Here is a 21476-nt window from a genome sequence, read left to right on the forward strand (position 1 = left end):
TCTTTCAGTTTTGCGCCCGATCGGGCGTCTCGGATTTAGTGTTGATGGCTACGTTTTGTTGGCGGGCGCCGGCTTGTTTGAGCTCTGCGACCCACTGTGGGTCGGCGTCGCCGATTTCGTTGTTCACAGGCAGATATCGTTCAGGAAACTCCCAGATCAGCACTTGTGGCGGGCTGTTCTTGAAGTCATCGCTTTTCAGGTAGCTGAGCATCGGCAGAATCGGGCCATGGCCGTCTTCGGCGTAGTTGACGACGTCACTGTGCAGCGCTTGCTTGAGCGCACCGACGAAGTTCCAGTTCGGGTTGGCGCTGTAGCTGGTGCCGATCAGCGCGACCGGAACTTCGCTGTTGGCGAACAGGGCGTCGTCACCGGCAGGCTGCTCGGCGGCAACGGTGTTGCGTTTGAGCAGCGGCTCAGGCGCCGGCATCATGTTTTCAAACAGTGGGTCGAGCGGCAGGAACAGACGCAGATCGCCCTTGTGCGTGACCTTCTCTGCTGGCGTGGTAACGAAGCGCTGTGGCTCGCCGCTCAGCGGGAATTTCTCGACAATGGTTTTCGCCAGCGTGTTGGCGGCGATCTCGGCGCCTTCCGGCGTCCAGTGGGTGTCGGTGCGCAGGAACACTTGCTGACCGTTCTGCTTGGCCTGTTGCAGCGGGCCGAGCAGGTCAGGGGCGAGGATCTTGTCGGCCGCGACACGGGCGTGGAAATCCTGATACAGGTTCTGGTGAATGCTCGAAGGCTTCACTTCATCCAGATGCTCCGGATACAGACGCACCTTGGCCGGCACGATCGCCATCACCAGTTTCACGCCTTTCTCTTTCAGGGTCTGGCGCACGCCTTCGACCAGCGCGTAGTTGCCTTGCAGGTTCTGCTGTTCGTTGACGATCGGGTTGAATTCTTCATCGCTGTACAACCACTGGTCGCGGCCGAGCACGACGCCCGGACGACCTTCGTTGAACAGTTTGAAATCCAGCGCGGCCCAGAGGTTGGTGCCCAGACGCTTGATCGGGAATTCATCGTCGTAGTGGGTTTCCACCGCCTTGGTCCAGCGGCCATTGAGCACCGTCGCGTCGGCGTTGGTGCTGAAGCCGAAGAAGCTGCGAACCGACCACAGACCCAGGACCAACAGGGTCACCAGGAACAGGGCGATGTAGAAGATGCGTAATGAGCGGGTCATGTCAGATCCCTCAGAACTGGAAGTAAAGGAACGGCGAGAAGCTTTGCGCCGAGAGTTTGAGAATCGAGGCGATGAACAGCAGCAGGATCAGCCCGCGCATCACGTAGCGCGACCAGTCCGCAGTCCAGTAGGCCGGTTGCACCTGGGCTTCGACGCCGACGGTGTAGCCCGGTTCATGGATGCTCGCTGGATTTTCACCAGGTGCTGCCTTGATCATTCCCGGGGTCGCAGTGGCAGGGCCATCGGCCTCGACGTTGACTTCGGGTTTGGTCTTGGCTGGCGGCTGATTGGTGTACAGATCACGCAGGCCGAAGAACGCCAGGGTTACGTAAGCCACCACCAGAGTCGCTACTTGCAGACCGGTGAGGCTGGCCTGATTGAGTTCCGACAGCGACCAGTCGCCGAAGCTGAACATCGCGCCGTACATGCGCCCGGCAACGTGCAGGTTCTCGGCACGGAAGATCACCCAGCCCATCACCACCAGCAGGAAAGTCAGTGCCCAGCGGATCGGGTTGAGGCTGCGCGGCGAAGTGTTCAGGCCGAGCATTTTTTCGATCGCCAGCCACATGCCGTGCCAGGCGCCCCAGATGATGTAAGTGATGTTCGCGCCGTGCCACAGACCACCCAGAAGCATGGTCAGGAACAGGTTGCGATAGGTCATCAGCGTGCCTTTACGGTTACCGCCGAGGGTGATGTACAGGTAGTCACGCAGCCAGGTGGACAGGCTGATGTGCCAGCGGCGCCAGAACTCGGTGATCGACTGGCTGATGTACGGCTGCTTGAAGTTTTCCATGAAACGGAAACCCATCATCAAGCCCAGGCCGATGGCCATGTCGCTGTAACCGGAGAAGTCGAAATACAGCTGCGCGGTGTACGCCAGCGCACCGAGCCAGGCATCACCCGTAGTCGGATTCTGCAGGGCGAAGCAATGGTCGGCGACCACGGCGAGGGTGTCGGCGATGAAGACCTTCTTGATGAAACCCTGCATGAACCGTGTGCAGCCCTCGGAGAACTTGTCGAGGGTGTGCGTGCGGTTGTTGAACTGATCGGCGAGGTCGCGGAAGCGCAGGACCGGGCCGGCAATCAGGTGCGGGAAGATCGCCACGAATGCCGCGAAGTCGATCAGGTTGCGCGTCGCCGGCGTGTCGCCACGGTACACGTCGATGATGTAGCTGATCGATTCGAAGATGTAGAACGAAATACCGATCGGCAGCAGCACGTGGGTGAGGATGAACGGCTCGAGACCGAACGAAGTCATGATCTCGTTGATGCTGTCGACGCCGAAGTTGGCGTACTTGAAGTAGCCGAGAATGCACAGGTCGACGGCCACGCCGAGCAGCAGCCAGCGCTGCGCCGGTTTGGTTCGCACGCCGGCAGCACCGACCTTGAGGCCGATCCAGTAGTTCCACAGCGTGACCGCTGCGAACAGCGCGAGGAAGTCCACCCGCCACCAGGCGTAGAACACGTAGCTGGCGATCAGCAGCAGCAGGTTGCGATAGCGTTGCCCGCTCAGGTAGTACAAGCCGAGAAAGATCGGCAAGAACAGAAACAGGAACACGTTGGATGAAAATACCATCCCGATCTCTCCATGTTTGAACCAACAGTCAAGGGCCAAAGCCCCCCCAAACCCCCCACGTAAAACCGGAGGGTCAACTCAAAAATCTCAAACCTGACACCGATTCCTACAGGGTTTTGCGTCTGGCCTTACGAACCCTTGTTGCCCTTTTCATGCGACGGGTCGTAGACCTTGGTCAGGTCGCCGCCAAGACGGAAGGTCTTGAACGGCTGCATGTCGCGCTTCTTCTCGATCACATCCGGCGCACAGGTGTAGAGCGTGCAGAACGGTTCGAGCCAGGCGAATTTCATGTCCTCTTTCAGGTCGGTCATGTCCTGCTTTTTGCCGTTCTTTTCTTTGAACTCATCAGGGTCCTTCACGCCGGCCAACACCCGGTCACCCAGGCGCTTGAGCGCGCCGTTGTTTTCCTGACGCAGATCGACACCGTTGACCTGGGCGAAACTTGCGATCATTGCCAGCGGCGGCAGGGCGTAGTTGTGATAGGCGAGGGCGCGTTGCTGGCGCTTGAGCTCGTTGGGCAGGAAGCCATCGGCATCGACTTGATTGACGCCGACCTTGTATTCCTTGACGGCCCAGTCGAACAGGTCGCGGCGGTTGGTGGCGACGGCGGTGGCCATCACCGACCAGGCAGCCCAGTACGAGTGGTTGTTGGTTTTTTCCAGCGGCAGGTTGTCCCAGTCGCTGACCACCTGATCAGCCATTTTGCTGAACCAGGCTTCGATCACCTGTGCTTCCTGCTGGTGCTGGGCCAGTGGATGCGAGTCGGAGAACTTCAGGCGAATGTACGACGAGGCCATGCTGCCCAGCGCCCATTTGCGCATCGACTTGCCGGTGTGGTTGAAGTCTTTGGACATCAACGCGTCAGCCTTGGCCCACGCGGTGAGCCAGTTGAGCGTGCATTCGAGCTGCTCCGGGCGACCGTCGCGCATGAACTGCATGACGCGCTTGGCGGTGCCGCGTTCCAGCGTGGTGATGTCTTTGGTGGTGTCGCGAAAGGCTTTTTCCGACTGCACATTCAGCGTCGCGCGAGCCTTGTCCGAACCTTCGTATTTGCTGCGAAATTGCAGCGGACCGGTGTACGGCGCCGGCATGGCGTCGCAGCCATCGCTCTTGTCGCCGGTCTTGAATTTATCCACCGGGGCGAAGTAGCCCTGCGGTGGACGCAATGGCGCGGCGGCCTGAGTTGCCCCGGCGAACATCGCCAGGCTCAGGAGGGTCGGTACCAACAGGTTTTTCAGTTTCGGATTTCGCATAGCAGACCTCATTGCCCGAGCTGCGCGGTCTGTTGACCGACGCCCGGGAATACGTTGCGTTTGCAGATTTTCGCTTCGACTTTTTGTGGCGCGGCGTCAGGTCCGGCTTCAGGACCCTGAACTTCAACGGCCAGCAGATTTTGCGAGGCCCAGTCTTCGTCCGTGCGCAGCTCAAAGGCGAAACGACCGTCGGTATCGGAGGTTTCCGGTTTCTCGATCTTGATGTCCTCGTGGCGACCGTTCATGTACCAGAGGGTGGCTTGCAGGGTTTTCACCGAGGTGTCGGCGAAGCGGATGTCGACCTGATGGTTGGCGTTTTGCAGGTTCAGGTTCTTGCTGTTGACCAGCAGTTCTTGCTTGCTGCCTGGCTTCAGCGTGGCACTGGCGGACATCTGCGCGTCTTTGCCTTCGCAACCGTTGTCGAGCAGGGCCATCATCTGGCGATAGATGGTTTCCTGGTCGAGGCGGTACAGCGGCGAGAACTCCCAGATGAGAATCTTCGGCGGGGTCTTCTGGAATTCTTCGCTGCCCAGGTACTGCAGCATCGAGCCTTCGAAACCGCCGCCGGGGAAGGCCACGTTGAGAATGTCGGCGCCGATGGCTTCTTCGAGGAAACCGGCGAAGTTGTAGTTCTTGCCGCTGTGCGACGTACCGACCAGGGTGATCTGCGGATTGCCGGAATCGCCGAACAGATCGCCGTCACCCGCTTCGCCTTTCGGCTCGGTGGTGAACTGGTCCATGTACTGGATCGCGTAGCTGGTGCCGCACAGCTGCCCGGCCATGTTGTGCAGGGTGCCGGTCTTGCCCATGCGCCCGGACTTCTTGGTCTCGAATTCACGCTTGGGAATGTCGGCGAAGGCCGGGATTTGCTTGACCTTCTCGGCAACGATTTTTGCCGTGCGCTGGGCACCATAAGGGGTCCAGTGCTGGTCGCCACGGAAGTAGAAGTCGTGGGCGGGCAGGGTGTCGGGCAGCGATTCGTTGGTCAGTGGCGACAGGTCCGGCACCACGTAACCCATCTTGGCGAAACGGCCGAGCATGGTCTTGTAGTTGCCCAGCGCTTTCTCGTAATCGAACGCGGCTTTTTCCTGCGGGTTGAGCTTGTTGCGGTTCACCAGGCCACGGGTCGGCTGGTAGACGATTACCAGCTCGACGCCTTTGCTCTTGAACGCATCGTGCAACTGTTGCAAGCGCTTGTAGCCGGCTGGTGTGGTGTTGAACTCGGTACGCAGGTCTTCCTGGGTACGGAACAACCAGTCGCCCTGGGCCTGCACCAGCGTGGTGAAGTTCTGCTGATAACGCGTGGTGTAGTTCTTCGCGTCATGGGCCGCCGGGCACAGGTTGCAGCACGGCTCGGCGGTGAACTTCGGTGGCGTGACGCTTGCGCCGTCAGCGTCGGCGCGGGCGTTACCGGCAGCGAGAATGCCGAGGGTCAGGGCCGAGAGGCTGAGCAGTTTGATCATGTGTGGGTGCATAAAAATTATCCTCAGTCCTGCAATTCGGTCTGGCGTTCGACAGGGTCGATCAGCACGGCTTTCTGCTGGCGCACCAACAGATCGAGAATTTCATCCTGGCGCTCGCCGAGGATGCCGTTGAAGCTGATCCCGCTGGACTTGGTCGGCGCCAGCATCGACACGCGATACAGCTCGACACTCAGCGGCGAGTCGATCGACAGCGGGCCGCTGCCATTGGCCGCCAGCTCGCCGCCGACGACGATCAGCGAGACCTGCGCGTCGAACGGGTCGAGCTTGATGTCACGGTCGGTGTCGGTCAGGTCCTTGATGTGGCCGTAGATACCGGTCAGGCCGTTGGTCATGGCAACGTTTTCGTAGAGGCGGATGTTCACGCTGTTACGGATACGAATGCCGTGACGGGTATTGCTGATGACCTTGTTGCCCCACAGCAGGTTGTCGGCAGACTCGTAGAGCGTGATGCCGTCGGTGTGGTTCTTGTAGATCTCGTTGTAGGCAATGATGTTGTTGACGCTGTTACGGTCGATCACCAGGCCCGACAACTTGTTGTCGAAACTCTTGTTGTTGAAGATGAAGCTGTCGTTGACCTCACGGGAAATAATGATCCCGTGCTTCTTCTTCGTGCCGTGAACGGTGTTCTCGGCAATGATCAGACGGTGCGAGCGGTCATGCGGGTCGATGCCGTAGACGATGTTGTCTTTGTAGGTGTTGCCCTTGACCACAAAGTCGCTGGTTTCGTAGCAGTAGAAGCCGTACCACATGTCCGAGAACTCGGAGCCGACGATCCAGCCGGTCGGTTCCGGGCGCTTGAGGACCTTGGCCATGTTCGGCGTGTACTGGGAAATACTCACCCCGTACGACTTACTGTTGGCGTAACCGAAGCTGGCCATCTTGCTGTTGACGATGTAGGTCTCGGTGCCGCCCCAGGCGAGCAGGAACGGACGGAATTCCTTCGGCGAACGGAAGGTCGCCGGGCCGTTGTCCTTCTCGCGCCAGCCGGTGACTTTGGTGTCACGCACGAACAGTTTGCCGTCGTTGACCAGGAACGAACCGGCCTCTTGGGACAGGCGCAGTTCCTGGGTCTGGCCGTCGATTTCGAGGATGCCTTTCTCGCCGACCACGATCGGCAATTTGGCCAGGTACACGCCCGGGGACGTCTCGCTGAAATACTGCTTGGGCAGTTTTTTCGCCAGATCCTTGAGGTTCATGTAGCCGTCGTCGATGAAGATCGCCTGCGGGATGCCGTGCTGACGCACCACCCATTCGGCCATCTTGTTATCGCCGCCGATGAAGTCCTTCAGGGCGTTTTCCTGCATCATCCGGCGCACGCTGATCTTGCCCGGCTTGCTGCGCACGATCTTCGCGGCAGCGGCTTCGGCGGTGAAGCCGGACAGGTCGGGCAGCGTCGGCTTGGCCAGTTTCAGCGCGTCGGTCGGCGCGCTGCTGACGGTGTAGGTCTTGGCCTGTTGCAGTTCTTTGGCCACGGTCGCAGGTTTGGCCGGTTCAACACTGGCGAAGGCGCTGGCGCTGGCCAGCAGCATCGCGCCGGCCAGCAGGCTGAGTGAGCCTGTTCTGGTGCTGATCATGTCGGGCACTCCCTTGGCGGTTTGCATCAGAAGCGCCAGATCACGTCAATGAATGCGCGGTGCATGTAGGAATCAACCTGGCTGCCATAGGCATCGCCCGGTTTGAACACACCGCCACGGAAACGCACCAGTGCCGAAGGCTCGTCGATCGACTGGCTCAACGCCGCCGGCAACAGGCCTTGCTTGAAGTACTTGGTGACGACCAGGTCCATTTCCTGACCCAGGTCCTTGTTGCCATCTTCAAGCGGCAAGGATGTGCTGGAGAGGATCGCGCCGGTGACGTCGTCGGTGTTGTTTTCCACCGCGTTGATGCCGTTGCTGCCGACCGGCTTGTTGCCGTCGACACGCCAGAACTTGTGGTAGATCAGGCTGGCGTCGTACTCGTCGTTGACCATCCACGAACCGAACAGGGTGGCGGTCTGCATGTTGTTCATTTCGCCACGGAACGCTTCGCCGAAACGGTGCACGCGCGAGCGGGTACCGGTGTAGTTGGAGCGGTTGCTCTCCAGACCGTTCTGTTCGTAATCGGCACTGGCGCGGGCGTAGGCACCGCCGACTTGCCACTGCGGATCGAGGCGCAGACGTACGCCGACGTCGGCTGCCCAGCCGCTGATGTCATCGCTGCGCTTGGCTTGGGTCGGGCGCGTGCCGTCGGCGTTCAGCGCGTTGACCGTGTCGCGGTCGCCGCTCATGCCGGTGATGCTGCCCCAGTAGTTGACGGTGTTGGTGTTGCGCCAGTTGTAGGCGTCGCTGTCGGCGGTCAGGCCGATCCAGCTGATGTCGCCGTTCTCGGTCTTGTCCAGCGAGTCGCGCGGGACGCCCGGCTCGGCGTAATCGAGTTTGCCGTCATCGTGGGTATGGTGACCGCGAATGCCGACCCACTGGCCCGGCGTCCACTGGTAAGCGGCGTCGGCGTAGGCGTGCAGGCGATCCTTGTCTTTCGGCGCCAGCTCTTTCAAGTCGGTGCGGTACTCGCTGAAACGCTCGGCAACACCGGCGTTGGCCCGCAGCAGTGTGGTGTCGAAGGTCCAGTTCAGCGCTTCGATGTTGGTGTCGCGCCATTGGCCGTCGTCATTGCGCAGACGCTGACGACCGAACTTGAGGATCTCGCCAGGGTAGGGCGTGAAGCCGCTGTAGCCGACCCAGAACTCGCGCATCGCCAGGTAGTTTTTCTTGGTTTCGCGATCACCGCTGTCGGTGGCCTGTTCGCCGTCCGATTGTTGCAGGGTGTCGGTCTCGATGATGTCGGTCGAGGTCACGGCCTGACCCATCGCGTAGGCGCTCCACGCGCCGCTTTCGCCGTAGATCCACGGACGCAGGTCGAGGCCCACGCCATTGACGTCGCCGCCGCCGGCAGTGCCGAGGTCACGGTCGTCTTCGGACTGGCCGGTGAGTTTCACTTCCAGACCGAAGTTCTTGCTTTCAGTCATCGCAGCCAGTGTCGGGCAAGACCAGAGCAGCGCGAAGGTGAGGCCAATACCGGCCTTCACGAATGGGTTCAGCTTCATAGTTTTTCCTCGCCGTCTTCTTCTTGCAGGGCGTGCAGTTGCAGCGTGTTCGAGTTCAGGGCGCCACGGCTGGCCTGTTCCTGTTGCAACAGGCGGCGGGCTTCGGGCAGGCGCTCGGGCGGCAGTTGAGCCTCGAGGGTCGCTGCCAGTTCATCGGCTTGCGGGGTGTTCTGCGCCTTGGCCAATTGGCTGAACACGTAAGCGTTCAGCGGGTCGGGCTTGGTGCCCTTGCCTTGCGAGAACAACTGGGCGATGGCGAAGTCGGCACTGTTCTGGCCGTTGCGCGCAGCGGTCAGCAGATGGTCGAGAGCTTTCTGCGGATAGACCTTGCCCAGGTAGCCACGACGGTAGATCTGGCCGAGGTAGTAATCGGCAGCGACTTCGCGGCCCACGGCTTTCTGGAAATGTTCCTCGGCAACTTTCGCGTCGGCCGGGACCATTTTGCCTTCGTAGTAGACCTTGCCCAGCAGCAGTTCGGCGCGCGGCTGGTCGGCGGCGCGGCCGTTGTCCAGGTACTTCATCATCTGGTCGACGTCGCCCAGTTCGGGGAAGTCGTAAAGCAATTGCGCGAGGGTGACCCACGACGCCGGGTAGCCCGGAGCGATCGGCTCGAGCAGCGCCTGCGCGGTTTTTTCGTCGGTCTTGCCCAGGGTCGAATCGGCCAGCACGCGGGCCACGGAATCGACACGCTGCGCGGTGACGGTGCCACGGCTGTAACCGGCCTGCATCTGCTTGATCAGCTCGGCCTGTTGCTCCGGCTGGCCACGTTTCTGGTAGACGGTGGCCAGTTCGACGTAGCAGATGTCGGTGGTGTTGAGCGCGGCCTTGCAGATTTTTTCCACGTCATCCAGGTGCTGGTCGTAGGTGCCTTGGGTGCGATACAGCAGCACCTGCGCCAGACCGGCTTCCGGGTAACCGGATTTGCGCCACTGATCGATCTGCTGCTGGGCGTTGATGTTCGGGAAGCTGTGCGGGTATTGCAGATACAGCATCGCCAGCGGGATCAACGTGTTGCCTTCGCCATTGGCGGCGGCTTTTTTCAGCAGGGTTTCGGCTTCGTGGTGCTCGGCTTCGGTGGAGCCCGGCTTGGCCACCAGCAGACGACCGAGACGTGCCTGGGCACGCGGCGACACGCTGGCCGCTGCGCGGTAAGTCGCCTCGGCCTGTTTCATCTGCGCCGGGTCGCGGCTGTCGACCTGGATATCGGCCAGGCCGACTTGCGCCTCGCTGTAACCCAGATCGGCCAGTTGCTGGTAGTTCTGCGCAGCGGTGGCGGTGTCGCCACGCTTGAGCGCTTCGTTGGCCAGACGCTGATCGGGCAGCCCGGCGCAACCGGCCAGAGAAACTGCCAGTGCCAGCGAGCACACCATCAATCCCATGTGGGAGCGACGGTGCGGCGATCCGACCTGCTCGCGAAGCAGTCGACTCGGTACTTCAGACAAACCGCGCTGGCCCTTTCGCGAGCAGGCTCGCTCCCACAGGGTCGGCGGTGTGTTCAAGTTATGCGTAGTCACAGGCATGTCCTCGACTTAAAGACCGGCAGCCATGGCTTTGTCGATCAGCCAGTTCAGATTCGGGCCACGGTCGCTGTTCACTTCCACCGGGCGGCCGGCCAGGCTGCTGTCGAGCGGCTCGTCTGGCTGGATCTGTACGCGGATGTCGGAGGACAGGTCGGCGCTCTTCAGGCTGGTGCTGCTGACGATCTTGCCGGTGCGGGTCTTGTCTTCGCCGGCGATCTGGAAGCTCACCGGAGTGCCTGGACGCACGTCACCGAACTGGCGATAGGAGAAGCGTGCTTCAACGTTGGCCTGGGTGTTGCGCGGCACCAGTTGGAAGATCACGTCGCCCTTGCTCGCGTACTGACCGTCAGCCACCAGTTGCTGGGCCACGGTGCAATCGCACGGCGAGGTCAGGGTGCCGGTCATTTGCTTGCCGAACAGTTCTTCAACCTTGGCCGGGGCCAGTTGGTCTTCGGCCAGATGGCCCTTGAGTACGTCGAGCATGCTGGTGCTGAAGGTCGCCAGCGGTGCGCCTTTGGCGGCAACGCCGTCGGACTTGACCAGGCTTTGTACGGTGCCGTCGCGCGGCATGGTGATGTTCATCCCCGGCACGCTGACCAGACCGGCCTGGGCGTGGCTGACGAAGTACATGCCGTACACCGACTTGAAGATGAAACCGGCAGCGACCAGACCAACAGCGAAAATACCGGCGCTGAAGGTCACGGCTTTCAGGCGGCCGAACGGGGGCATGCCGGTATCGTTGGTCTTGTTCTTGCGCGCCTTGGTGAAGTTGTCGCGCTGCAGGGTCGCCAGCACTTCGCCGATGCTGACGATGTCGCCAGCCAGGTGCGAAGTGATCAGGTGGCGCAGGGTGGAAATGTCCTGCGGCTCGAGGTTCTGGAACTGGCAGCCGGCGCGGCCGGTGGCGCGATCGAAGGAACGCACCTGCAGTTCAACGTCCATGGCCAGGCCGAGATTGTCGATGACAAATTGCAGACGCGCCTTGTACACCTCGCCGATGGTCAGCGGCATCTGCCCGGCGTTGAACGCCAGACCGCCAGCCGACAGATCGAGGACCCGCGCTTCGAGCGGAGTCCGGTCAGGGCCGAAGAAACGCAGCTTGGCCGGGATTTTCACGCGAGCGTGCTGGCGCTGGGCTTCGGATTCATGCACTACGTTGACGTTGACGGCGGTATTCATAGGGGCGATTTCCTTGTTAATTCAATAGGAGCGGGTCAGACCATCATCAGCAGCACGGCGACAAAAATGCTGCCGGCGGAGAAGGTCATGGTCCGAGACGACCAGGTGTTGAACCAACGTTGAAAGCTGGCGAGATCACGGGTCAGGGATGTGGGCTGGCGAGTCCAGGATTGTTGGTCGAGGCGGAAGAACACGTAGATCTTCACCAGGGCACCAACGATCTGGTTGTAATACAGAATCGCCGGGTAAGCAGGGCCGATGCGGTGACCGGAACACGACAGCAACAGCGTCAGGATCAGGCGGGTGATACCGATCCACAGCAGGTACACGAGGATGAACGCGGTGCCGTACTTGAAGCTGGCGATCAGTGCGACGGTCAGGCCGAGCAGCGAGGTCCACATCGACACGCGCTGGTCGAACAGTACCACCGAGGTGAACGCGCCGAGGCGACGGATACCCAGGCCCAGTGCGCGCGAGTTCTGGCGCAGGTTGTTGCCGTACCAGCGGAACATCAGCTTGCGGCTGGCCTTGATGAAGCTCTTTTCCGGCGGATGCTCAACGGTGTTGATCGCGGCGTCCGGCACGTAGAAGGTGTCGTAACCCAGGCGCATCAGGCTGAACCAGCTCGACTTGTCGTCACCGGTCAGGAACTTGAAGCGGCCCAGGCGCCAGTGTTGCAGCGAGTCGCTTTCAACGTCGGCGATGAATTCCGGATTGGTCACCACGGAGGCTTTGAATACCGACATCCGACCGGTCATGGTCAGTACGCGCTTGGACAGGGCCATCGAGCACATGTTGATGTGGCGCTGGGCGAAACGCAGCTTGTGCCATTCGCTCATGATGTAGCCGCCGCGCACTTCGCAAAACTCGTTGGTGGTCAGGCCGCCGACATTGCCGAACAGCTGGAACCACGGCACGGTCTTGCGCACGACGCCTTCGCCGAGCACGGTGTCGCCGTCGATCACGGCCACCACGGCACGGTCGTCCGGCAGGTGACGGGAGATCGCGCGGAAACCGAAGGCCAGACCATCGCGCTTGCCGGTACCGGGGATACGCACGAAGTCGAGCTTGACCCGCTCCGGCGGATTCATCCGCGCCCACAACGCCTTGACCAGCAGCTCGTCGGACATTTCCACGATCGAGCAGACAATGGTGGTCGGCAGTTCGCAGTCGATGGCTTCGCGGATCACCGAGCTGTAGACCTGCGCGGTGGTCAGCGCGTCAATACGAAAGCTGGTGACCATCAGAAACACATGCGACGGGTCGGCCGCTTTACCCAGCTTGCGTACTTTGCGACGCAGGTGCGGGTAAACGATGTAGAGAAAAATCATGCCGCGCACAAAGTGCGTTGCACCCATCGAGTAGCGCCAGATACCTACGGCGCCAATCAGGAAAATGAAGTCCTTCGACTCGGAGTCGAATGTGGACGTGGGCAGCATCAAGGCCAGGCCCATCAGCAGACTGAGATAAAAAAGCCAGCCGGCTGATTGCAGAAAAAAATGTTTGAGCTTGGTCATAACCGTCATCCGAAGGTAAGGGAAGCTGCAAGTTGCAAGCTTCAAGCTGCAAGCCAATCGCGTTGACTTGCAGCTCGACGCTTGTCGCTTGGGGCTGCGTTACCAGCAAATGCCTTCGGTGCGGCTACCGGCGCTGGTGGGCTTGGACATGAAGCCCACCAGGTCGATGACTTGCTTGCCCTGCGGCGCTTCCTGGGCCAGCGAACGGAATTTCTCGTCGCGGTTGCCGAGGATGATCACGTCGGAGTTGTCGATCACCGAGTCGAAGTCGGAGTTGAGCAGGGACGATACGTGCGGAATCTTCGATTCGATGTAGTCCTTGTTCGCACCGTGGACACGGGCGTATTCGACGTTGCTGTCGTAGATACTCAGGTCGTAACCCTTGCCGATCAGCATTTCCGCCAGTTCGACCAGCGGGCTTTCGCGCAGGTCGTCGGTGCCGGCCTTGAAGCTCAGACCGAGCAGGGCGACTTTGCGTTTTTCATGGCTTTCAACGATGTCGAAAGCGTTCTGCACTTGCGATTCGTTACTGCGCATCAGCGAGTTGAGCAGCGGCGCTTCGACGTCCAGGGAGCCGGCGCGGTAGGTCAGCGCACGCACGTCTTTGGGCAGGCACGAACCGCCGAAGGCGAAGCCCGGGCGCATGTAGTACTGGGACAGGTTCAGAGTCTTGTCCTGGCAAACCACTTCCATCACTTCACGACCATCGACGCCGACGGCTTTGGCGATGTTGCCGATCTCGTTGGCGAAGGTCACTTTGGTCGCGTGCCAGACGTTGCAGGTGTACTTGATCATCTCGGCAACGGCGATGTCCTTGCGGATGATCGGTGCGTCGAGTTCTTCGTACAGCGATTGCAGAACGTCGCCTGAGGCGGTATCGAACTCGCCGATAACGGTCATCGGTGGCTGATCGTAGTCAGCGATGGCGGTGGATTCGCGGAGGAATTCCGGGTTGACCGCTACGCCAAAATCGACGCCAGCCTTCTTGCCCGAGCAGTCTTCCAGAATCGGGATGACCACGTTGGCCACGGTGCCTGGCAACACGGTGCTGCGCACGACGATGGTGTGACGGGTGGTTTTTTCACGCAGGACAAAACCGATCTCGCGGCACACGGCCTCGATGTAGTTAAGTTCCAGGTCGCCGTTCTTCTTGCTTGGCGTGCCGACGCAGATCATCGACAGGTCGGTATCACGAATCGCCTCGGCGAAGTTGGTCGTGCCGCGCAGACGACCGGTCTGGATACCCTGCTGCAGCAGTTCGCCCAGGCCCGGTTCAACGATCGGCGATTTGCCGGCGTTAATCATGTCGATCTTGTCTTTGGCAACATCGACGCCAACTACGTCATGGCCCCGTGCAGACAGGCAACCGGCACATACTGCGCCAACGTAACCCAAACCAAATATGCTGATGCGCATCGCAATTACCTCTGTATATATCAGGCCTTAGAAGGCCGGAGTTAATGGTGTTCAGCGGTCACTAGTGCACTCGGAAGTGCGGCTTACAGGCGCCACAATGCCGTGTGCAGGCATACAAAGTTCCGAGTGTCTAATAAGTGCACTCAAGATGTGCGCAACTAGGCCTTGTTGTTATGACTTGCCCTGTTATGCAGCCGATCTTCCGTGCGGGAAGACTCTAGTGCAGTCGTGTAGCCTGCTCGACGTCCGGTAGGGAGCCGGTAAATCAAGCAGTTAGGTGCTCAGGCGAGCACGTTTATAGGGGCGCGGCCTTGGCCTTTGTAGGGGATATTAATGGTGCGTATCTCCTGTCCTTCGATTGTTTTGAGACTCGTTAGTCACTCAGGCAAGTTGCTGTGACAACTTGGTTACATGGCTATCAGCTCTGCGTAAGTTATCTCGTACAAACTCGGTGAGAATCGTTACCGGTGGTATGAGCAACGCATTTGGACATAGTTCCAGCCCGCTCATCGTGCCAGCCGAAATTTTTTGAAATATTGATGAAGATGGCACTGGGTGCAAATTGATAGCACTAACGATTTCGCCCTTTAGTTATCGGGGCGGAACCGGGGCCGATAGTTTTGTGCCACTACGGGTAAAAAATTTAGGTGCCACTACTGAAAAAAAACTTCAGTGTCGAGTGAAACTAAAATTAGAAAATTGAGTGTGGTTTTATTGGCGCCATGAATTTGGCGATATGTCGCGGGGGGATTTTGACTTCGGGCGGACTGCACGACTCCTGAGGAAAAGAGTCGTGCAAAGGGCATGCTTTATTCCGGGGCGTGGTCGCGCAAAAACACCAGATTGTCGGGTTTCGACTGCTCGGCGCTGTAGCGATAACCCTGTACATCGAATTGCTTGAGCTGAGCCGGGTCGTTGATGCGTTCCTGGATCACAAAACGGCTCATCAGGCCGCGCGCTTTCTTCGCGTAGAAACTGATGATCTTGTACTGGCCGTTCTTCTGATCCTTGAACTCGGTATTGATGATCCGCGCCTTCAACGCGCTGCGCTTGACCGCAGAAAAGTATTCGTTGGAAGCAAGGTTGAGCAGTACGTCATCGCCCTGATCGGCCAGCGCTTCATTCAGCCACTCGCTGATGCGCGTGCCCCAGAACGCATACAGATCCTTGCCACGGGCGTTGGCCAGTTTGGTGCCCATTTCCAGGCGATAGGGTTGCATCAGGTCCAGCGGCCGCAGCAGGCCATAAAGGCCGGAGAGCATGCGCAGGTGTTTTTGCGCGTAATCGAATTGCGCTTCGCTGAAGGACTGAGCATCCAGGCCGGTGTACACATCGCCCTTGAAGGCAAGCAGCGCCTGTTTGGCGTTGTCCGGGGTGAAGGCGGGTGTCCAACTGCCGAAACGCGCGGCGTTGAGGCCACCGATCTTGTCGGACACGTGCATCAACTCGCTGATCTGCGCCGGACTCAGCTCGCGCAACTGCTGGATCAATTCCTGGGAATGATCGAGGTACTGCGGCTGGGTAAAGCGCTGGGTCGCCGGCGGTGTTTCGTAGTCGAGGGTCTTGGCGGGGGAAATCACCATCAGCATGAAGTCGTCTCCTTTAATCGTGGGGGCGATTCTAGGGGGTTGTTCTTGTTGACTCCAGCTATGGGGGTTATAGGTCGGTGCAAGTGCCGGGATTTGCGACGGTTGGTGGATTTTACCCTCACCCCAGCCCTCTCCCAGAGGGAGAGGGGGCCGATGTTCGCTGGATTCATATTTGAGTTCGACTCGATAGCTCAGGTAGACGGATATCGAAAGAACCGCTCGGTCAGCTCCCTCTCCCTCTGGGAGAGGGCTGGGGTGAGGGTGACGACCTTGAATCTTGCACATCAGCTATAGTGCCGCGCGGGTTTTGTTATGGAGACATCCCTTTGCGCATTGTTCTTTTATTCACCGCGTGGCTGCTGAGCTTCGCGGCCATGGCGGCGCCCGGTGACGCGGCGACGCTGGATCGCACGACCTGGCCGGAGCAGCTCAGCAACCCGACCCTGTTCGACGTCGCGTCGCGGGCGGAAATCCTCATGTTCGCTCGCGGCCTGCTCGGCACCGAGTCCATCGACGAGGCGGCACTGGCCCAGCGCCTGGGCCTGCGCACGGTCAATATCGATGCGGTCAATCAACTGCGCCAGCGCCTCTGGCAGCGCTTGCTGAGCAACTACAACCAGGCCCAGCAAAGCTGCGATCAGGACGCCTCGTTCTGCTTCCTCGTCGAAGACCTGCCGACCCTGCGCGAGCAGGCGGCCAAGTTCGTCGTCAGCGACGACAGTTATTACACCAAATGGGCCGAGCCGAGCCGGATCTTCCATTTGCAGTACCTCGACGAGTTGATGCGCAAGGCCGCGCTGTCACCGCAAACCAGTAACGAATTCGATCGTTTTGGCGACTACGAGCGCAACGGCGACGACATGCATGATCGGCTGTTTCTGCTGACCTTCGACAGCGCCGCCAACGCGCAACCGGACAACACCGACTGGCTGACCGAGTACTTGCGCAAGTCCAATCTGAGCGGGACATTCTTTGTCCTGGGCAAGGATATTCAGGCGCGACTCACCGGCCGTTCGGTCAGCAGCCTGCAGGCGAGTTTCTCCCGGCAGTGCGTGGGCGTGCAGGGCTGGGAGTTCCGCTCCCACAGCCATTGGCAGGACTGGCAGGATTCGGTACGGCGCAGCGCCGATCTGGTGAAAAACAAACTGCCGGAAAACTACGTGCCGCTGTTCCGTCCGCCGGATGGCCAGCGCCGCAGTGACGCGCAAGGTTTTTTCAATAGCCAGGGCCTGCAAGTGGCGCTGTGGGACATTGATGCTCAGGACGGTGCCGGCAAGCTCAAGGGCCCGGCGAGCGCGCAGCGAGTGTTGACCCTGATGCTGCTGTGGCGTCATGGAGTGATCAATTTCAACATGAAACAGGATGCGGTGAAGACGTCCTTGCCGTGGCTGATCACACAGACTGCGCAGAGCGGCATTGGCTGGGAAGACTGTCAGGACGCGTTTCGTTGAGAAACGACAAAAAGCCCGTAAACATTGGGCTTGGGGTAATTTCCAGGAAGAATTCGATGCAGGCGGACTTCCGACTTTAGCGGGGTACGGGGAGTCCGCCAAGGGCTTTTCGTCACTCTGCAAAATAAACTTAAAAAAACCGTCAAAGTGCTTTTTTATGTCATCGGTTTTGGAGTATTACGAAGACAGACCGCCGAAACCTGCAACACAGGTGGCGTCTTCCCAGACTCCTATTGTGTGCAGTTCATCCAGGCCCTCGTGGATGAATTCGGCAGTCACCTCGAGGCGCAGCACTGTCAAGGTATTGCGTCGAATGGCTCCCACAAAGGTGACCGAGTATGGATGATCACGGACGCAGCCCTTCCTCCAACCAGCCAATCCTGTATGTACTCGATACCAACGTATTGATTCACGATCCAAATGCCCTGCTGAATTTCGAAGAACACCACGTCGCCATCCCGATGACCGTGCTGGAAGAGCTGGACAAGCTCAAGAGCGGCCATCACAGCGTGGCCGCCGAATGCCGTCAGGCGATCCGCCTGATCGACAAAACCCTGGGCGATGCGTCCCCCGAGGACGTCGAACTGGGTGTGCCGATCCAGCGCGGCAAGGGCGGGCCGAAAGGCTTGCTGTCAATTCTGATGAGCAAGCAGGCCGAGTCGAACCTGATTCTGCCCGAGCATCTGAACGACAACAAAATCATCAACCAACTGATTGATCTGCACACCCGCGATCCGCAGAAACCGGTGGTGCTGGTCACCAAAGACATCAACATGCGCCTCAAGGCGCGCGCCTGTGGCATCGATGCCGAGGACTACAGCACCGACCAGTTGGTCGATGACGTGTCCCTGCTGCCCAACGGCTACCACAACATGACCGGCTCCTTCTGGGACCGCGTGAGCAAGGTCGAAACCCGTCAGGACCACGGCCGCACCTGGCATCAGGTGCAACTGATCGACAACCTGCCGGCCGTGCACATCAACGAGTTCATCATCGACGAGCAGGGCTTTGTCGGCTGGATCAAGGAAATCCAGGAAGACCGCCTGCTGATCCTCGACCTGCACCAGGAACCGCTGCTGCATCAGGAGGCCTGGGGCCTGAAGCCGCGCGACATCTATCAGAGTCTGGCCCTGTATGCGTTGCTTGATCCGGACATTCATCTGGTCAACCTGTCCGGCGCCGCCGGTTCCGGTAAAACCATTCTGGCGCTGGCCGCTGCGATCGAGCAGACCATGGTCAGCAAACGTTATCGGCGCATTATCGCCACCCGCAGCGTGCAGGGCCTGGACCAGGAAATCGGTTTCCTGCCCGGCACCGAAGCGGAGAAAATGGAGCCTTGGCTGGGCGCCATCACCGACAACCTCGAAGCCTTGCACATGGATGACGAAAACACCCATGGCAGCGTCGACTACATCCTCAGCAAAGTGCCGTTGCAGTTCAAATCGCTCAACTACATTCGCGGTCGCAGCTTCCAGCAGAGCCTGATCCTGATCGACGAATGCCAGAACCTCACGCCGCACCAGATGAAAACCATCATCACCCGTGCCGGCGCCGGTTCCAAAGTGGTGTGCCTGGGCAACCTGGCGCAGATCGACACCCCATACCTGTCCGCGACCAGCTCCGGGCTGACCTACCTGACCGAACGCTTCAAGGATTTCCCCAACGGTGTGCACATCACCCTGCAAGGGGTGCCTCGCTCGATCCTGGCCGAATACGCCGAATCGCATCTGTAACCCTTCCCACAAGACCGGGCGGCCCTTAAAGCCGCCCGGTTTTTTTATGGATGAATGCATATCTCCTGTGGGAGCGAGCCTGCTCGCGAATGCGGTGTATCAGTCGACATCTATAGTGAATCTGAATCCGCTTTCGCGAGCAGGCTCGCTCCCACAGGGGGCAACGGTGATTTCATAATCAGTGATGCGGATATCTGACCCACAGGTTTACAATCCACGCTCCTGATCAGGAGTAATCCCGTGCTGACTCATCTCGATTCCCAAGGTCGCGCCAACATGGTCGACGTCACTGAAAAAGCCGTGACGTTCCGTGAAGCGACCGCTCAAGCGCTGGTGCGCATGCTCCCTGAAACCCTGCAGATGATCGTCAGCGGCGGCCACCCCAAGGGCGATGTGTTCGCCGTGGCGCGCATTGCCGGGATTCAGGCGGCGAAGAAAACCAGCGATCTGATTCCCCTGTGCCATCCGCTGATGCTGACCGGCGTCAAAGTCGAACTCAGCGCCGAGGGTGAGGACAGCGTGCGCATTGTCGCTCGCTGCAAGCTGTCCGGGCAGACCGGTGTCGAGATGGAAGCGCTGACCGCCGCCAGCGTCGCCGCCCTGACCATTTACGACATGTGCAAAGCCGTGGATCGTGGCATGACCATCGAGAGCGTGCGGCTGCTGGAGAAGGTCGGCGGCAAGAGCGGCCACTTCCAGGCGGAGCAGCCATGAAACTGACCGTGAAGTTTTTTGCCCGTTACCGTGAAGCGTTGGGCGTGGATTCGGTTGCGGTTGAAGGCGATTTCGCCACCGTCGATGACGTTCGCGCACTGTTGGCGCAACGTGATGGCGCCGAAGTGCTGAGCGAGCAGAACCTGATGTGCGCACGTAACGAAGACCTCTGCCAGCTCGACGAGCCGGTGGTCGATGGCGACGAAGTGGCGTTTTTCCCCACCGTGACCGGAGGCTGAACATGGCGATTCGCGTGCAGGCCACGCCGTTCGATCCGGGCGCTGAAGTCAATGCGATGCACGCGGCCAATGTCGGCGTTGGCGCGGTGGTGAGCTTTGTCGGTTACGTGCGCGACTTCAACGACGGTCTCGACGTGGCCGGGATGTTCCTCGAACACTATCCGGGCATGACCGAAAAAGCCCTCGGCAAGATCGCTGTCGAAGCCGAGCAGCGCTGGCCGCTGCTCAAGCTGGAAGTGCTGCACCGCATTGGCGCGCTGGAGCCGGGCGAGCCGATCGTCTTCGTCGGCGCCGCCAGCGCCCACCGCCAGGCCGCTTTCGATGCCTGCGCCTTCGTCATGGACTACCTGAAAACCCGCGCGCCGTTCTGGAAGAAAGAAAACACCAGCGATGGACCACGTTGGGTCGAAGGGCGGGACAGTGATCATGCCGCCGCCGATCGCTGGAAAAAGTAATTTCTGTAGCGCCCTCCAGTCAGTCTTCGCGAGCAGGCTCGCTCCCACATTTGAAATGCGTTCCCCTGTGGGAGCGAGCCTGCTCGCGAAGGCGTCATCTGCGACACCGAAAGTCCTTCCCTTTCTACCCGATTGACGATTTGTACCTGAGAGTCCAGTATGGATTTCCAAGTACAAAAAAGCTTCTGTCTTGCAGCTATCAGCTTGCCGCTTGTAGCTGCTCTTCTTCGCCAAACCAACAACAATCCGCGAGAGAACGAACATGAAGAAACTCCCCCTCATCACCGGCCTTGCCTTCAGCCTGCTGGCCTGTGCCAGCACCTTTGCCGCCGAGAAGACCTTGCGCATCGGCATCGAAGCGGCTTACCCACCGTTCGCTTCGAAAACCGACAAAGGTGAAATCGTCGGTTTCGACTACGACATCGGCAATGCCCTGTGTGCGCAGATGAAGGTCAAGTGCGTGTGGGTTGAAGGTGAGTTCGACGGGCTGATTCCTTCGCTGAAAGTGAAGAAGATCGACATGGCGCTGTCGTCGATGACCATCAACGAAGATCGCAAGAAGTCGGTGGATTTCAGCCACAAGTATTACTTCACTTCTTCGCGTCTGGTGATGAAGGAAGGCGCTACGGTGGATGATCAGTACGCCAGCCTCAAAGGCAAGAACGTCGGCGTGCAGCGCGCGACCACCACTGATCGTTACGCCACCGAGGTGTTCGAACCCAAGGGCATCAACGTCAAGCGCTACAGCAACAACGAAGAAATCTACATGGACCTGGCGGCGGGGCGCCTTGATGCGATTTTTGCCGACACCATTCCGCTCAATGACTTCCTGTCGATGCCGCGTGGCAAAGGTTATGCGTTTGTCGGGCCGGAGCTGAAGGATCCGAAGTACGTCGGCGAGGGCGCGGGGATTGCCGTGCGCAAGGGCAACGGTGAACTGGTCAGCCAGTTGAACCGCGCCATCGACGGGATTCGCGCGAATGGCGAGTACCAGAAGATTTCCGAGAAGTATTTCAAAGCTGATATCTACGGCGATTGATCAAGCGCTTTCGCGAGCAGGCTCGCTCCCACAGGGGTAACGCATTCCAAAT

Annotated in this window: 17 protein-coding genes; 6 read left to right on the top strand and 11 right to left on the bottom strand. The window is 59.6% G+C overall.

Translation table 11 applies throughout. From position 1 onward, the window contains the following. Nucleotides 1-4: 4 nt before the first annotated feature. The 11 genes from OC605_RS20815 to yaaA all read right to left on the bottom strand — a co-directional run bounded on the left by OC605_RS20815 (nt 5) and on the right by yaaA (nt 15793). Nucleotides 5-1177 (bottom strand): alginate O-acetyltransferase, encoded by a 1173-nt coding sequence (locus tag OC605_RS20815; protein WP_262139200.1) that lies wholly within the window; start codon nt 1175-1177, stop codon nt 5-7. Nucleotides 1178-1187: 10 nt separating this feature from the next. Next, nucleotides 1188-2753, bottom strand: coding sequence for an MBOAT family O-acyltransferase (locus tag OC605_RS20820; protein WP_024011674.1), 1566 nt, complete (start codon nt 2751-2753; stop codon nt 1188-1190). 128 nt (nt 2754-2881) lie between these two features. Beyond that, nucleotides 2882-4006 carry a mannuronate-specific alginate lyase gene (locus tag OC605_RS20825; RefSeq protein WP_262139201.1) on the bottom strand — a complete coding sequence of 375 codons (1125 nt, stop codon included), beginning with the start codon at nt 4004-4006 and terminating at the stop codon, nt 2882-2884. An 8-nt stretch (nt 4007-4014) separates the two neighbouring features. Next, nucleotides 4015-5481, bottom strand: coding sequence for an alginate O-acetyltransferase (locus OC605_RS20830; protein WP_262139203.1), 1467 nt, complete (start codon nt 5479-5481; stop codon nt 4015-4017). 11 nt (nt 5482-5492) lie between these two features. After that, entirely contained in the window at nt 5493-7064 is a 1572-nt protein-coding gene (gene algG, locus OC605_RS20835) for a mannuronan 5-epimerase AlgG (RefSeq protein ID WP_262139205.1), read from the bottom strand. A 26-nt stretch (nt 7065-7090) separates the two neighbouring features. After that, nucleotides 7091-8572 carry an alginate export family protein gene (locus OC605_RS20840; RefSeq protein ID WP_024011678.1) on the bottom strand — a complete coding sequence of 494 codons (1482 nt, stop codon included), beginning with the start codon at nt 8570-8572 and terminating at the stop codon, nt 7091-7093. Continuing rightward, entirely contained in the window at nt 8569-10086 is a 1518-nt protein-coding gene (gene algK / locus OC605_RS20845; RefSeq protein WP_410056012.1) for an alginate biosynthesis TPR repeat lipoprotein AlgK, read from the bottom strand. The genes OC605_RS20840 and algK overlap by 4 nt, the downstream gene beginning before the upstream one ends. Before the next feature lie 15 nt (nt 10087-10101). Beyond that, nucleotides 10102-11271, bottom strand: coding sequence for an alginate biosynthesis protein Alg44 (locus tag OC605_RS20850; RefSeq protein WP_262139207.1), 1170 nt, complete (start codon nt 11269-11271; stop codon nt 10102-10104). Nucleotides 11272-11306: 35 nt separating this feature from the next. After that, nucleotides 11307-12788: a mannuronan synthase gene (gene alg8 / locus OC605_RS20855; RefSeq protein WP_162098720.1), complete on the bottom strand. Its 1482-nt coding sequence runs from the start codon at nt 12786-12788 to the stop codon at nt 11307-11309. A gap of 99 nt (nt 12789-12887) precedes the next feature. After that, nucleotides 12888-14204 carry a nucleotide sugar dehydrogenase gene (locus tag OC605_RS20860; protein WP_130900379.1) on the bottom strand — a complete coding sequence of 439 codons (1317 nt, stop codon included), beginning with the start codon at nt 14202-14204 and terminating at the stop codon, nt 12888-12890. 809 nt (nt 14205-15013) lie between these two features. Continuing rightward, nucleotides 15014-15793: a peroxide stress protein YaaA gene (gene yaaA / locus OC605_RS20865; protein WP_186568172.1), complete on the bottom strand. Its 780-nt coding sequence runs from the start codon at nt 15791-15793 to the stop codon at nt 15014-15016. Nucleotides 15794-16167: 374 nt separating this feature from the next. On the opposite strand from yaaA, the gene OC605_RS20870 reads away from it, so the two are divergent. The 6 genes from OC605_RS20870 (at nt 16168) to OC605_RS20895 (ending at nt 21424) form a co-directional block, all read left to right on the top strand. Then, on the top strand, nt 16168-17244 hold the full coding sequence (locus tag OC605_RS20870; RefSeq protein ID WP_410056014.1) for a polysaccharide deacetylase family protein: 1077 nt from the start codon (nt 16168-16170) through the stop codon (nt 17242-17244). A 338-nt stretch (nt 17245-17582) separates the two neighbouring features. Next, nucleotides 17583-18977, top strand: coding sequence for a PhoH family protein (locus OC605_RS20875; RefSeq protein ID WP_024011685.1), 1395 nt, complete (start codon nt 17583-17585; stop codon nt 18975-18977). 240 nt (nt 18978-19217) lie between these two features. Continuing rightward, nucleotides 19218-19691 (top strand): cyclic pyranopterin monophosphate synthase MoaC, encoded by a 474-nt coding sequence (gene moaC / locus OC605_RS20880; protein WP_008080206.1) that lies wholly within the window; start codon nt 19218-19220, stop codon nt 19689-19691. Further along, nucleotides 19688-19930: a MoaD/ThiS family protein gene (locus OC605_RS20885; protein WP_016771591.1), complete on the top strand. Its 243-nt coding sequence runs from the start codon at nt 19688-19690 to the stop codon at nt 19928-19930. Before moaC ends, OC605_RS20885 begins: the two co-directional genes overlap by 4 nt. Nucleotides 19931-19932: 2 nt before the next feature. Continuing rightward, nucleotides 19933-20385 carry a molybdopterin synthase catalytic subunit MoaE gene (gene moaE, locus OC605_RS20890; protein WP_016771590.1) on the top strand — a complete coding sequence of 151 codons (453 nt, stop codon included), beginning with the start codon at nt 19933-19935 and terminating at the stop codon, nt 20383-20385. A gap of 262 nt (nt 20386-20647) precedes the next feature. Next, nucleotides 20648-21424 (top strand): ABC transporter substrate-binding protein, encoded by a 777-nt coding sequence (locus tag OC605_RS20895; RefSeq protein WP_262139215.1) that lies wholly within the window; start codon nt 20648-20650, stop codon nt 21422-21424. Nucleotides 21425-21476 lie beyond the last annotated feature (52 nt).

This window comes from Pseudomonas sp. Marseille-Q5117, from assembly GCF_946901175.1.
In the GTDB taxonomy this organism is placed as follows: Bacteria; Pseudomonadota; Gammaproteobacteria; order Pseudomonadales; family Pseudomonadaceae; genus Aquipseudomonas; species Aquipseudomonas iranensis.